Here is a 14,023-nt window from a genome sequence, read left to right as displayed (position 1 = left end):
ATGAAGAACTTAAGAAAGCCAAAAACAATTTTATTAATCCTCTTTGGGATAATTTTGTTATTGCAACTATTTCAAACGAATAAAAATGAAGGACAAGCTTTTGGTGAGAATGATATTCTGCATGCTACAAACGTACCGGATGATATAAAAAACATTTTAGTGACTTCATGTTACGACTGTCATTCGGATTTTACCAATCATATGTGGTATGAAAACATTCAACCTATTGGTTGGTGGATTCATCATCATATCGATGATGGTAAACGTCATTTAAATTTCTCTCAGTTTAATACCTATAAAGATAAAAAAAAGGCGCATAAGCTGGAAGAGCTTAGCGAAATGGTAAGTTCAGGAGAAATGCCAATGTCGTCTTACACTTTAATTCACGGTAATGCCGAATTGACGGATGTTCAAAAGAAAGCTTTGATTGACTGGGCTAATGCGGCGCGCTCGCAATTTGCCAGTACCGAACAGGAAGAACACCAAGAGGAACATCATTAATCTATTGAAGCTTAAAGCGCATCAATAAATTAATTGTTTCTCCTTTTTCATTAAACTCCAACTTACTTAAGTTCTCCTGAACGAATTGTTTGATTTTTTCGTTCTCCGCATTAATAATTACTTCTTCTGCTTTACCTTGCTCATTTACCTTAAAAGATAAACGAATTTGGTTTTCTGATTTGTTATCGAATAACTCAACAGGTAATTCGAGTTTGGTTTTCAATTTTTCTACTGCTTCACCTGTACCTTGGTCTGATGGCTTTGCCGCTAAACTCAAGAAGATGAAAAAGAAGGCCGGGATGATTGCTTTTGTTTTCATGACTTTATTTTTTATAGTTTATATTGTTATTTTGAGTGCTTTTAGTAATTAGACGTAAAGTTCCGTGGTTTAGTTACAGTAGTTGTAAAGAAATGTGTTAACGAATGTAAATGCGTTTAAAAATCACGAAATTGAGGGGAGAAGCTTATAACGTAGAATGGGGGATAGAAGCCAATAAAAATTATTATCTTAGATTAAACCTTTATTGATTTTGGAGGTCTTACATTAAACTATCATCCTCATGAAACAAAAAATACGTTTATTATTCACTTTATTATTTATTTCGGCAAGCTTTATTTACGCGCAAACCGTATCAACACAGTTTGGTCCGGTACAAGGAAGTTTAAACGGAACTATTCATCAGTTTTTAGGAATTCCTTTTGCTAAACCGCCTGTAGGTAATTTAAGATGGAGAGCGCCTCAAAATCCAACAACATGGACCAGTACATTGCTCACCAATAGTTTTGCGCCGGTTTGCCCTCAGAAAAAATTCACTCAAGGAAGTTCAACGTATACAATCACCGGAAATGAAGATTGTTTGTATTTAAATATTTGGACGCCTCAAACAGGCGCTGGGTCGAGACCGGTATTGGTTTTTATTCATGGTGGCGGCAATCAACAAGGTGGCGCCAGTGAAGATGGTGGAGGTACTCAAATGTACATTGGGAAAAATTTAGCAGAACGTGGCGATGCTGTGGTAGTAACCATTCAATATCGTTTAGGGCCGCTCGGTTTTTTAGTTCATCCCGGATTGGAACCCGAGAATGCCAATAATATTTCAGGAAATTATGCGGTAATGGATCAGATATTAGCATTAACCTGGGTGAAAAATAACATTGCTAATTTTGGTGGCGACCCTAACAAAGTAATGATATTCGGAGAGAGTGCAGGAGGAATTAATGTTGGAAATTTAATGTTAACGCCAATGGCAGCTAATTTGTTTCAGAGAGCCTGTATTCAAAGCGCCGCACCTGTGGTTGGCGACTACAACACCGTAAAGAATGATGGTGTGGCTTTCGTTGATAGTTTTATTTCTACTGGTACCGATGTGCAGAAAATATCATTTATGAGAACAGTACCCGCTGATAGTTTGGTGAAAGATCAGGAATCGCCACTTACCGGTGGAACAGTAGGATTAAATTGGTTAGCCGTAAAGGATAATGTATACTTTAATGATTTTCCGCAGCAAGCCATCCAAAACGGAAACTTTAATAAAGTTCCTTTTATGATTGGTTCTAATTCCGAAGAAATGAGTTTATCCGCGCCTCCAACGGTTTTACCGGGTATGGTTACCTTGTTAATTAATGCAACGGTGCCTTCCAGTTTACAAGCCCAGGCAACTGCTTTATATCCTCCGGGTACAACAACTACACAAGCACGCCAATCTTATATAGGCATATTAAGTGACGCGCAATTTACGGCTAATGCCAGAAGAACGGCGCAATGTGTTAGTTTAAATCAGACACAACCGGTTTGGCGTTATTTCTTTACGCATAAACATACGGTTAGTGTTTTAGCACCATTAGGTAGTTACCATGGAATGGAATTATTTTATGTGTTTAATAATTGGGAAAATGCAACCTTGGGGAGCGGACCGTTATTTAAACCACAAGATGATTCGGTACAGAATGCGATGTTAAAATATTGGGTGAATTTTGCCAATACAGGAAATCCAAACGGAACGAACTTAGCATCCTGGCCTCAATATAACGCAAGCAGCGATTGTTATTTGGATATAAAAGCAACACCGAATGGAAGTCAGTGTGGTATAAGAACAGCCGAATGTAATTTATGGGACAATTCCATTGCGTATACGCCTTGCATTAGTACAATAGGGATCAATGAGGGGAATAAGCAGCTTTTTACATTGAATGTTTATCCTAACCCAACCCATGTAAAAGCGGTACTTGAAATGCCAAATGATATGGAGAGTTGCGAGCTGCAAATATTTAATGCTATCGGACAGTTAGTATTTAAGAAGCCGGTTTATGCAGGTGAAAATCAATTGGATTTTGAGTATTTATCAAAAGGACTTTATACTTGTACCCTTTTAGAGAAGGGGATGCCTATTGGCCGTTGTAAATTGGTACTTAATTAAACTAGGTAAAGAATACCTTTTCTTATATTGTTTTTAAAACTATATTAGTAGTCAGCGAATCATTTGGTTTGCCAAGCTAATATTACGAATCTGGACTTTGAACTTAAGGAAACTAATAGGTGTTATTTTTATTTTTTTTGCTATTCATACGCAAGCAACAACTAGGCATTTTCTTGATAGTTTGTTAAAAGCTCTGGATACCACAAGTGAACCCCTTGCAAGGTTAAATTGTCTTTACACCCTAAGTTTTGAATATGGATTTATTGATCCGCCTTCCGGTATCCGTTATGGTTGGCAATGTCTTGGTTTAGCGAATCGTGAAGGCAATTTGCAGTATCAGCTTAATGCTTATAATGGAATTGCCAATAGCTATGAAACTTTAGCAAAATACGATTCGGCTTGCCATTTTCATACTTTATCATACAATATTGCAAAGAAAATGGGAGTGCCTCAAAAAATGGCATTAACACTCTTTAATGTTGGTTTGTGTTATAAAGAACTAGGTGAATATGAAAAGGCTTTAAAGTATTATTTAACAGCCTATCGTTTGTTTGAACGAGATTCCGTCTATAATCCGAGAATCCATTTTTACTTAGGTGAAATGTATCTTAAGATGGGAAACTATAAAGATGCGGAGTACCAATCCAGATTAGGAGTTAGAAAGTGTAAGGAGTTTAATCATGATTATGTAATTTATAATTTATACATAAACCTAGCCAAATGTTTGAGTCATAAAAATCAAATCGATTCGGCAAAGCACTTACTTAATACAACGTTGCAAGGCTTATTAAAGCATACCGACGAGAACAGTATTGCAATTTGTTACAATGCGCTGGGCGAATTGCACTTGTCTTGTAAGGAGTATGATAAGGCTTATGAAAAGTTTGAAAGTGAGTTAGAGATTCAAAAGAAACTAAATAACTCAAGCGGACAGCAACTGGCATATTTAAATCTTGCTTACTGTTCTGCGCATATAAATCCCACTAATTCGGCAATTATAAGTAATTACGTAAATGAGGCTGAAAAATTGTTCCCGTCAATTACAAAGAATGACGATTTGCTGTTGGAGAGCTATCGCAAAATGGCCGAAACAAACGAACTTGTTAAGAACAGCTTACAAGCGATAAAATTTTACAAATTATTTTACGCTTTGCGTGATACGCTAATGAATAAGGAAAAATTAAGATTAGTATACGATTTGCAAACTAAATATGAAACCGAGAAGAAGGAAACGCTGATAAAGGATCTTGAGCAAAGTGACTATATAAAGAGTCTCGAAATTAAGAAACGTAATATGTATATTTTGATCGTGTTGCTGCTGATTGTGTTTGTTGGCATATCTGCATATCTTTTATTGTATAAACAACGTTTAAAGGCAAAATACGACGAGGAAATAGCAATTAAACGTACAGAAGAGAAGGAGAGATTAAGGATGGCTAAAGATATTCATGATGATTTAGGTTCAGGTTTGTCAAAGATTAATTTTTTAAGTGAGTTGATTAGTCGCGATAAATCACAAAGCAAGGAGGTTTCGGAGAATGCTTCGTCTATTGCAGAAACTGCGCAACGTTTGGTTGTAAATATGCGCGATTTAATATGGGCTTTGGATCCCGAAAATGTAACTTTACAAGGACTGGTAGCGCGCATAAGGGAGTATGCGGCAGATTATCTGGAAGATGTTTCCATTGAGTTAAATGTTCACATGGATAAAGACATACCTATAACACCAATTAAACGCGAATCTCATCGCGAAATTTTGATGGTTGTGAAGGAATCATTGAATAATGTTGTCAAACATTCTAAAGCCGATCAGGTAGATTTAAAGATTAGTTTAAATAATCAGGTTTTAACCGTTTCCATCAAGGATAATGGAAAAGGAATTTCTGAAGTGGCCCAACAAGGTAACGGATTAAAAAATATGAGAAATAGGGTTGAAAGTATTGGAGGGTCTTTTAATATACACACAAATTCCAATGGTACATTAATTGATGTACAGGTACCATTGCAGGCTATTTTAACGCACTAAATACCACTTAAGTAGTAACTGTAAAATCAACCTTGTGATTATTTTTGTAAGATGGAATTGAAAATAGGGATCATAGAAGATGAAAAGCAAATTCGTGAGAATGTTACAGCTCTAATTAATGAAAGTGAAGGCTTTTCCTGTGATTATGCTTTTGATAATGCGGAAGAAGCTATAAAATTGATTCCTAAATTGAGTCTTGATGTTGTATTGGTGGATATTCATTTGCCTGGTAAAACGGGTATAGAATGTATTGCTGAACTCAAGCCGCTTTGCAAATCCACTCAGTTTATAATTTTTACTTCGTTTGAAGATACCGAATCTGTTTTCAATTCACTGAAAGTTGGAGCAACAGGTTATCTTACAAAAACAACTCAGCCGTCAAAGATATTAGATGCTTTGGTTGACGTTTATAAAGGCGGCTCGCCAATGAGCAGTCAAATTGCCAGAAAGATAGTTAGCTCATTTCACGTTACTGAAAAAAACGAGGAATTAGAAAAATTGACTTCCCGTGAACAAGAAATCCTGAACCTATTAGCAAAAGGTTATCGTTATAAAGAAATCGCAAACGAAATATTTTTAAGCACCGAGACCGTACGCACACATATTCGCAATATTTATATAAAACTTCAGGTTAATTCAAGAACCGAAGCTCTCAACAAGGTTTTTCCTAAGATGTAGTATAAGAATTACTACTTTTTTCGTATTGCTCACTCTTTATTTTTAGAGCACTTTTGAGGAATAAACCTACAATTATGAAAACAAAGAAAATGCTGGTGGCATCGCTGCTATTTTTAAGCGGAATACTTTCCTCACAAACCGAATTTAAAAAAGAATGGGAGACTAAAGTCGATGTAGAAAACAAATGGAATTCCTGTAACGCGGATTTGTCAATGATTATTATTGGTGATTTAAAAGCCTTTTCGATGGTGGATGGAACCAATGGTAAAACATTATGGACATTTAACGCAAAAGAACGTCTAGGTATTAAGTCTGTTGAAGACTGGACTTTCTTATGGGCTAAAGAAGGAGATCCGGTTGAAGTGGTTTATAACAAGCCAAAAGAAGATACTAAAACTACAATTTACCTCGATTCCAAAACCGGACAAATAAACAGTTCAGTTACTGAATCTACTCTGAAAGACAAAAGTAATAAGATTAAAAAATCGAAGGTAAAGCAAACATTTGCTACCTATACAGTTGATGAAGCTACTAATACATTCGTTGAACTTTACTTCAAAGATAAATTTTTAAAGAACTCAAGTGCGGGTAATACGTTTGATGTAACCGTTAAAGCTTCGGGAGGAAACACTTGGTCAACTGCTATTAAAGCCAGGGCAGTAACGCATATTAACCGTTTGTTGTTGAGCAGTGATGACCCAGATATTATGATGAATGTAATGGTTAAAAACGGAAAGGTGTTTGTGATTTATGAAGGTATTACTGTATTAGATTTAAAAAATGGTTCAGTCTTATGGACAACTACTTTTGATATGGTAGATGCAGGCATGACATCTCAAGAAATCGGGAAATCACCGTTACCTACCGTAGATAAAGATGCGGTATATCTTTGCGACTTGTCAAAAGGCGAGAAGGCAATCAAAAAACTTGATATAAATACCGGTTCACTTTTATGGAAGAGTGAAAAGTTGGATAATAATGATGTTGTTTCTGAATTATTAGTATCGGATAATGTTTTAATTGCAAAGTTTGGCGGATATATACGTAAAGCAAAATCTGTATACAATGCTAATAATGGCGCAACAACAAATATTGCAAAGGTAGTTTATGAAGGAAAATCGGATATTCGTGCATTCGACGCGGCTAGCGGAAAACAATTATGGACTGCAGAGACGGTGTTTACAGAAGATAAATTTTCAAAATCAGAGTGTACTATTTTGATGGATGGAAATACACTGGTTGCCTGTTCTCCAAAGTTTGTGTATTATTTAGAACCGTCAACAGGTAAAGTAAAGAGTAAAGTAGAGTTGGGTAAAGAAATTGGAAAACCGAAGTATATTTTTGAGTACGACAAAAACTATATTGTTAAGGGTGAAGAAGGAATTGCATCTTATTCTCCGGCAGGAGTAAAAAATTACGCTACTTCCACAAATAAAGTTTTGTTTACAGAATTTAAAGGAGATGCTTACATTGTATGGACCGGCAAGGATGAAGATGATCAAAATGAATTTGTTCGTTTTGATTTGACAAGTGGTAAAATATTAGGAAAGCTTAAGGGTTGTTATGCACCTCGCTTCGATCAAACAGGTAATTATTTTATTCGATTTAACGAACAAACAATTACCAAACACAAAACATTATAAAAAAACGATAATTGCGATTAAGCCTCATAACATAAAAGTTATGGGGCTTTTTAATTAAAATTATTGACGGTTAACTCAAAGGTTTTATAGTATTTGTTGGAACGCATCCAGCCTTTTACCAGATTATCGCTATCAGGATAATACGGGGCATGAGTGATGATGTCGCGGCAATCATCCATAGAATTTATTTGATGACTGGAGTCAATAAAACCATATCCTTTGTATTGATTGTTTTCAATTAGAATCAAAGCTCTTTCTTCATGATGGCGGCCTTTGTCGAGCAAGATGAAATTTGATTTTTCATAGGCTGATTTTTTTATCACCTCTTCAGCACGTTTGTTATAAGCTTCAACTTCTTCTTCATTGTTACAAATGCCTTTACATTTTTTTATCTGATGATTAAAACAAACAGAGTCTTCTCCTGTTAATCCGCAATAACGTAAACACAACTCATATTCATCAATCCATTTTTCGAGTTTTTCGCGTGCTGAAGAGTAGGTGACGAATGACTCAACAGCGTTTTCCGATTCTTCGTAAGGCACAATCTTAAAGTTAATGATGTCGCTTTTGTCTTTGAAGGAGTCGATACTGTGAGTAAATTCATCGGCTTTGCGTGCACGGTTATATTTGGGTTTATGCTTTTTAATTTCAGAAGATTCATGCAGCAGCGCTACTAATTCACTTCCGGTAACTACAAAATCAACATTGTATAAATCATTCAGGAGCTTTTTGCTTTTGTTCTCCTTACTGTTAAAGTGCGCAATAGCCCGCTGATACATATTGGTACTTTTTCCAATGTAAATAATCTCTTGTTCCTTATTCAGGAAATAGTAAACGCCACATTCCTCCGGTAATTTTTTAAGAATATATTCTTTAATTTTATCAATGCGGCGCGTCATGATTTCTTCTACGCCCATATTTTTGTATTGAGGATGTTGTGATTTTAATTGCAATAACAAATCAAATAATTTAGCCGTAGCTTCCGCATCTCCTTGTGCGCGGTGTCTTCCTTCAATTTCTATTCCCAAGGAGGCGCATAAATGACCTAAGCTGTAGGAAATTCTTCCCGGGATTAATTTTCTGCTTAGTCTAACTGTGCATAAAGTATCCTTTCTGTATTTGTATCCTAATGACTCAAATTCTTCTTTTATAAACCCATAATCAAAACCTACATTGTGCGCAACAAAAATGCAACCTTCGGTCATTTCAATGATTTTCTTAGCTACTTCATAAAATTTAGGGGCATCAGGAACCATGTCATTGGTTATACCGGTGAGGCTGGTAAAGTAAGTGCTGATATGGCACTCCGGATTAATGAGTGTCGACCAAACATCTACTACTTGTAAACCATCGTGCTTTACAATACAAATCTCAGTAATTCTTCCATGGCGGAAATCAAATTTTCCCCCGCAGGTTTCAATATCGATAATTGCAAACACGGGATAAATTTAAGCACGGATTAAGAAAATTGTTGCTACAAATTGTAGAATTAAAAATCTTTATAATATAAAACCTCTTCCGTTTTATTAAAACAAGCGTTAATCATCGCTTTTGAGAGTTGGCTCACCTGAATGCCTTTGTATTTGGATAAACTGCCGAATAAAAGAGGGTTGATGATGGAAAATAAAGCAATCCCAATCTTTTCACCAATACGCATTTCTTCTCTGTTACCCAATAAAAAAGAGGGACGAACAAATACGGAATGTTTAAAATTTGATTTTACACCTTCTTCCATTTCACCTTTGGTACGTAAATAGAAATTCGATGATTTGGCATCAGCGCCAATAGAAGAAACTGTAACCATTTTTTCGGCGCCAAGTGTATTAGCATATTTGGCAATTTCAATAGGATAATCACGGTCAATGATTTGTTGTGCTTCTTTTGAACCAGCTTTTTTTATGGTAGTTCCCAAGCAACAGAAAACGTGATCAGCCTTTATAGAAGGCATTTCTTTAAAGTTTTTATAATTGAAAAGTATTTCTTCAACTTTTGGATGTATAAATCCGCAAGGTCGTCGGGTAACGATATAAATTTTGGAGTAACGGGCATCCTCTACGATATTGTGCAAAAGAGCTTTTCCGGTTAAACCAGTCACTCCAAATATAATGGCTGTTTTCATGAATAGACGAACTTTGAACTCTTAACTCCGAACTAACTAAACCGCTTCGCTTACCACTTCTTTTACGTGATCAGGTAAAAGGCGCTTTAATAAAGCTTCAATACCGGCTTTGAGAGTCATTGTGCTGCTCGGGCAACCACTGCAGCTTCCTCGCATTTGAACTGTTACAATACCGTCGTTTAATTCTTTAAAGGTGATGAGTCCGCCATCTTGTTCAACAGCGGGACGAATATATTGCTCGAGTACTTCAATGATTTTGTTTTCAATATCATTTTTGGGAGCATTATGTTGAGTATTGATATTAACCGTTTTTGTAAAAGAAGAGTCCGCCGCAACTTGTTGCTCGGGTAATTTATCTACAACAGTATTTCCTTTATTTAAATAATCCGTAATAAAGATGCGTAATTCATAAGAGATATCTTCCCACAATACTGAGTCGTGCTTGGTAATGGTAATGTAGTTAAACGAAATGAAAACATGTTTTACAAAAGGGAAATTAAACATTGCTTTTGCGATGGGTGCATCTTTGGCATCAGCAACTGATTTATAATCGGCCGTTGCACCACTCACTAAGAGTAAACGGTTTGCTACAAATTTCATGGTAGCAGGATTAGGAGTTTCCTCGGCGTAAATGATGTATGGGATTTCGTTCGGATTCATGCGTCAAATTTACGAACAATAAAGCGTATAATTGTTTACCTTTGAGTGTTAAATTATGCAACATAAAACCGACTATTTAGTAATTGGTTCTGGTATTGCCGGCCTCAGTTTTGCTTTAAAGGTAGCGGAAACCAAAAAGGTGTTTCTTATTACCAAAGCAAATGAAGAGGAGAGTAATACCAAGTACGCACAGGGAGGTATTGCCGCTGTGTGGCATGATAAGGATAGTTTTGAGAAACATGTTCAGGATACATTAGTGGCTGGTGCCGGATTATGCGATGAGAAAATTGTGCGAAAGGTGGTAACCGAAGGAACGCAACGCGTAAAAGAATTGATTGAACTTGGTACACGTTTCGATAAAGCACAAAATGGCGAGTATGATTTGGCAAAAGAAGGTGGTCATAGCGAACATCGCATTTTACATCATAAGGATATAACCGGATATGAAATTGAACGGGCTTTAATTGAACAAGTACGCAAACATCCCAATATTAATATTCTCGATCATCATTTTGCTATTGATATTATTACGCAACATCATTTAGGTGAGTTGGTAACGTCAAAAACAAAAGGAATTACATGCTATGGAGCTTATGTTTTAAACACTAAGTCACAAAAAATTGAAACGGTGTTGGCAAAAGTTACGGTAATGGCAACGGGTGGGGCAGGACATGTGTATGCAACTACTACTAATCCAACGATTGCTACAGGTGATGGTATTGCCATGGTGTATCGCGCCAAAGGTCATGTTAAAGACATGGAGTTTGTTCAGTTTCATCCAACCTCGCTTTATAATCCAAATGAGCACCCGAGTTTTTTAATTACAGAAGCAATTAGAGGATTTGGAGCGGTATTGAAGACACTCGATGGAAAAGAGTTTATGCAGAAATACGATTCGCGCGGTTCTTTAGCGCCACGTGATATCGTTGCACGCGCCATCGATAATGAAATGAAAATACGCGGTGATGATTTTGTGTATTTGGATTGCCGGCATTTAGACCGTAAAGGATTCATAGAGCATTTCCCGAATATTTATAATAAATGCATGAGCTTAGGTATTGATCCTTTCATGCGTATGATACCGGTGGTGCCTGCTATGCATTATTTATGCGGAGGAATTATTGTAGATGAAAACGGTAAATCTACAATTGATAATTTATTTGCGATTGGTGAATGTGCTTGTACCGGATTACATGGCGCAAACCGATTGGCAAGTAATTCGTTGTTGGAAGCCTGCGTGTTTGCACATAGCGCCGCTGAACATGCTTCGTCAATGATTGATTCTATTCAGTTCAAAGAAAATATTCCTAACTGGAATGCAGAAGGAACAGAGCAGGCGGAGGAAATGATTTTGATTACACAATCTCAAAAGGAAGTGCAGCAAATTATGAGTAACTATGTTGGGATTGTGAGAAGTAATTTACGTTTAAAGCGTGCCTTCGATCGTTTAGAAATTTTATACAAAGAGAACGAAGCGCTTTACGATAAAACTATTATTACACCTAAATTATGTGAGTTAAGAAATATTATATGCGTTGGCTATTTAATTATTAAACACGCCATGCAACGCAAAGAGAGTGTTGGCTTGCATTATATGCAGCAGTATAAAAAAACAGAAGTTGTTGAATAAAAAAGCCCCGATAATTCGGGGCTTTTTTTAAGTATGTACTACTTCAATTTCGTTAATCAATTGGCTTTTTAAAACCTTTAATGATTTGGAGTAGTTTAGAATGTTATTGATGCAATTAGCTGAAGGCTCTGCGAATTCAGGTAACTGCTGTTCTTCTTTTTTAGAAGTTTCAGTTTTGTTTTCGGTGTGTAAAGAAGAAGGTAGAGTAGATGTTTTTATCATCGGCGGGGATTTATGGGTTTATACTTTCATTTTAAGTAATAACGGAAGGTATTCCAAAATATTGTCCGCCTCCAAAAAAAGGGTAAAAAAAATCCCGACCGGTTATTAACACGATCGGGACCTCAAAAAACTAAAAACCATGGCGTGTTTTTAGTTTGCTCTATCCGGAACTCGTCCGGACGGATTATTTTTTAGTTATTCGGCTGATAATCAATGAATAACTAGCGGCTTATTTTTTGCCGTCCATTTTGTCTTTAAGGTCAGATAAAGCTGAAATATCACCTAAAGTGGTTTTTTCAACATTGTCTTTAACCTTTTTTACTGCTTTTTTAGCGTCTTCGTAATCCGCTTTTTTAGCCGCTTTGTCAGCTTTCTTAGCTTCTTCTTTCACTTCTTCGTGTAAACGAGCGTGAGAAACTACGATACGCTTAGCATCCTTGCTAAATTCGATTACTTTAAACTCTAATACTTCTTCAGTTTTAGCAGTTGTACCATCAGCTTTAGCTAAGTGGCGAGCAGGACAGAATCCTTCAACACCATAAGGTAAACCAATGATAGCACCTTTATCATTTACACTCATAACTGTACCGTTGTGGATAGAGTCGATTGTAAATACAGTTTCAAATACATCCCAAGGATTATCTTCTAATTGTTTATGGCCTAAAGATAAACGACGGTTTTCGCCATCAATTTCCAATACAACCACATCCATTTTATCACCTACTTTGCAGAATTCGCTAGGGTGTTTAATTTTCTTGCTCCAAGATAAATCAGAGATATGAACTAAACCATCAACACCTTCTTCTAATTCAACAAACACACCAAAATTGGTGAAGTTGCGAACAGTTCCTGTGTGACGAGTACCTTTAGCGTATTTCTCCATAATCATATTCCAAGGATCAGGAGTTAATTGCTTCATGCCTAAGCTCATCTTACGCTCATCGCGGTCTAAGGTTAAAACTACAGCTTCAACTTCATCACCCACTTTTACGAAATCTTGAGCGCTACGTAAGTGTTGACTCCAGCTCATTTCACTTACGTGAATTAAACCTTCAACACCAGGAGCTACTTCAATAAATGCACCGTAATCAGCAATAACTACAACTTTACCTTTTACTTTATCACCAACTTTAATTTCGGTGCTTAAAGCATCCCAAGGATGAGAAGATAATTGTTTTAAACCTAAAGCAATACGTTTTTTGTCATCGTCGAAATCAAGAATAACCACTTGAATTTTCTCGTCTAACTTAACGATTTCTTCAGGGTGGTTAATACGACCCCATGATAAATCAGTAATGTGGATTAATCCGTCAACACCACCTAAATCAATAAACACACCGTAAGAAGTAATGTTTTTCACAGTTCCTTCCAATACTTGTCCTTTTTCTAATTTAGAGATGATTTCACGTTTTTGGTTCTCGATTTCAGCTTCAATTAATGCTTTGTGAGAAACTACTACGTTTTTGAATTCGTTGTTGATTTTTACAACTTTAAATTCCATAGTCTTACCAACGTAAACATCGTAATCACGAATTGGTTTAACGTCGATTTGAGAGCCAGGTAAGAATGCTTCGATACCGAATACATCCACGATAAGTCCGCCTTTGGTGCGACACTTAACATAACCCTTAATAACTTCGTTAGAGTTAAGAGCTTCATTAACGCGATCCCAACTTTTGTTAGCACGCGCTTTTTTATGAGATAAAATTAATTGGCCTGCTGCGTCTTCAGCTTTCTCAATGAAAACTTCAACTTTATCACCAACTTTTAAATCAGGATTATAACGGAATTCTGATAAGGCTACAACACCATCCGATTTATAACCAATGTTCACAACAACTTCACGGTTGTTTTTTGCCACTACAGTACCTTCCAGAATCTGAAGATCGTTTACAGTACTTAATGATTTACCATACAATTCATCAAACTTAGAACGTTCGTCGTTTGAATAATTGTCTTGTTTTTTTCCAATGGAATTCCAGTCAAAATCCGGATTTCCTACTAAGGCTTTATCTGCCATTTTTTAATTTACTTGTATCGGGTTTATCAGGGTAAAGCCGAGGGGTTTAACTAATTAATTTTATAAAATCCGTTCTTCCCTGAAAAAACGGGCTACAAATATACGAT

12 protein-coding genes are annotated in these 14,023 nt (G+C 36.3%); 6 read left to right on the top strand and 6 right to left on the bottom strand.

All coding sequences use genetic code 11. From position 1 onward, the window contains the following. Positions 1 to 501, top strand: coding sequence for a heme-binding domain-containing protein (locus J0L69_13745; GenBank protein ID MBN8694253.1), 501 nt, complete (start codon positions 1 to 3; stop codon positions 499 to 501). Between the two features lies 1 nt (position 502). Here J0L69_13745 and J0L69_13740 read toward each other — a convergent pair whose 3' ends face one another. Beyond that, complete coding sequence (locus J0L69_13740; protein ID MBN8694252.1) at positions 503 to 820, bottom strand: hypothetical protein; 318 nt, start codon at positions 818 to 820, stop codon at positions 503 to 505. Between the two features lie 241 nt (positions 821 to 1,061). On the opposite strand from J0L69_13740, the gene J0L69_13735 reads away from it, so the two are divergent. From J0L69_13735 to J0L69_13720, 4 genes are all read left to right on the top strand, one after another. Further along, positions 1,062 to 2,918 carry a carboxylesterase family protein gene (locus J0L69_13735; protein ID MBN8694251.1) on the top strand — a complete coding sequence of 619 codons (1,857 nt, stop codon included), beginning with the start codon at positions 1,062 to 1,064 and terminating at the stop codon, positions 2,916 to 2,918. Positions 2,919 to 3,099: 181 nt separating this feature from the next. Beyond that, positions 3,100 to 4,944, top strand: coding sequence for a tetratricopeptide repeat protein (locus J0L69_13730; protein ID MBN8694250.1), 1,845 nt, complete (start codon positions 3,100 to 3,102; stop codon positions 4,942 to 4,944). 51 nt (positions 4,945 to 4,995) lie between these two features. Continuing rightward, on the top strand, positions 4,996 to 5,622 hold the full coding sequence (locus tag J0L69_13725; GenBank protein MBN8694249.1) for a response regulator transcription factor: 627 nt from the start codon (positions 4,996 to 4,998) through the stop codon (positions 5,620 to 5,622). A 74-nt stretch (positions 5,623 to 5,696) separates the two neighbouring features. After that, the gene (locus J0L69_13720) at positions 5,697 to 7,265 is read left to right on the top strand and encodes a PQQ-binding-like beta-propeller repeat protein (protein MBN8694248.1); all 1,569 of its coding nucleotides are present in this window, start codon (positions 5,697 to 5,699) and stop codon (positions 7,263 to 7,265) included. A 50-nt stretch (positions 7,266 to 7,315) separates the two neighbouring features. On the opposite strand, the gene J0L69_13715 is transcribed toward J0L69_13720, so the two are convergent. The 3 genes from J0L69_13715 to J0L69_13705 are packed head-to-tail and all read right to left on the bottom strand — an operon-like array spanning position 7,316 to position 10,044. Further along, positions 7,316 to 8,704, bottom strand: a complete 1,389-nt coding sequence (locus J0L69_13715) for a GIY-YIG nuclease family protein (GenBank protein MBN8694247.1) — start codon at positions 8,702 to 8,704, stop codon at positions 7,316 to 7,318. A 50-nt stretch (positions 8,705 to 8,754) separates the two neighbouring features. Next, positions 8,755 to 9,384, bottom strand: a complete 630-nt coding sequence (locus J0L69_13710) for an oxidoreductase (GenBank protein MBN8694246.1) — start codon at positions 9,382 to 9,384, stop codon at positions 8,755 to 8,757. 36 nt (positions 9,385 to 9,420) lie between these two features. Beyond that, positions 9,421 to 10,044 carry a NifU family protein gene (locus tag J0L69_13705; protein ID MBN8694245.1) on the bottom strand — a complete coding sequence of 208 codons (624 nt, stop codon included), beginning with the start codon at positions 10,042 to 10,044 and terminating at the stop codon, positions 9,421 to 9,423. 55 nt (positions 10,045 to 10,099) lie between these two features. Between J0L69_13705 and nadB the strand changes: the two genes are divergently transcribed. Continuing rightward, a complete protein-coding gene (nadB, locus tag J0L69_13700) occupies positions 10,100 to 11,674 on the top strand; it encodes an L-aspartate oxidase (GenBank protein MBN8694244.1) in 1,575 nt (524 codons plus the stop codon). Between the two features lie 27 nt (positions 11,675 to 11,701). On the opposite strand, the gene J0L69_13695 is transcribed toward nadB, so the two are convergent. Together J0L69_13695 and rpsA are read right to left on the bottom strand one after the other, a co-directional pair. Further along, positions 11,702 to 11,896 (bottom strand): hypothetical protein, encoded by a 195-nt coding sequence (locus J0L69_13695; protein ID MBN8694243.1) that lies wholly within the window; start codon positions 11,894 to 11,896, stop codon positions 11,702 to 11,704. 229 nt (positions 11,897 to 12,125) lie between these two features. Further along, positions 12,126 to 13,916 (bottom strand): 30S ribosomal protein S1, encoded by a 1,791-nt coding sequence (gene rpsA, locus J0L69_13690; protein ID MBN8694242.1) that lies wholly within the window; start codon positions 13,914 to 13,916, stop codon positions 12,126 to 12,128. Positions 13,917 to 14,023: the final 107 nt, after the last annotated feature.

Source organism: Bacteroidota bacterium, assembly GCA_017303905.1.
Classification (GTDB): domain Bacteria; phylum Bacteroidota; class Bacteroidia; order B-17B0; family Aurantibacillaceae; genus JAHEYG01.
Note: the sequence above shows the minus strand (reverse complement) of the source record. Positions and strands in the feature narration are given on the sequence as shown.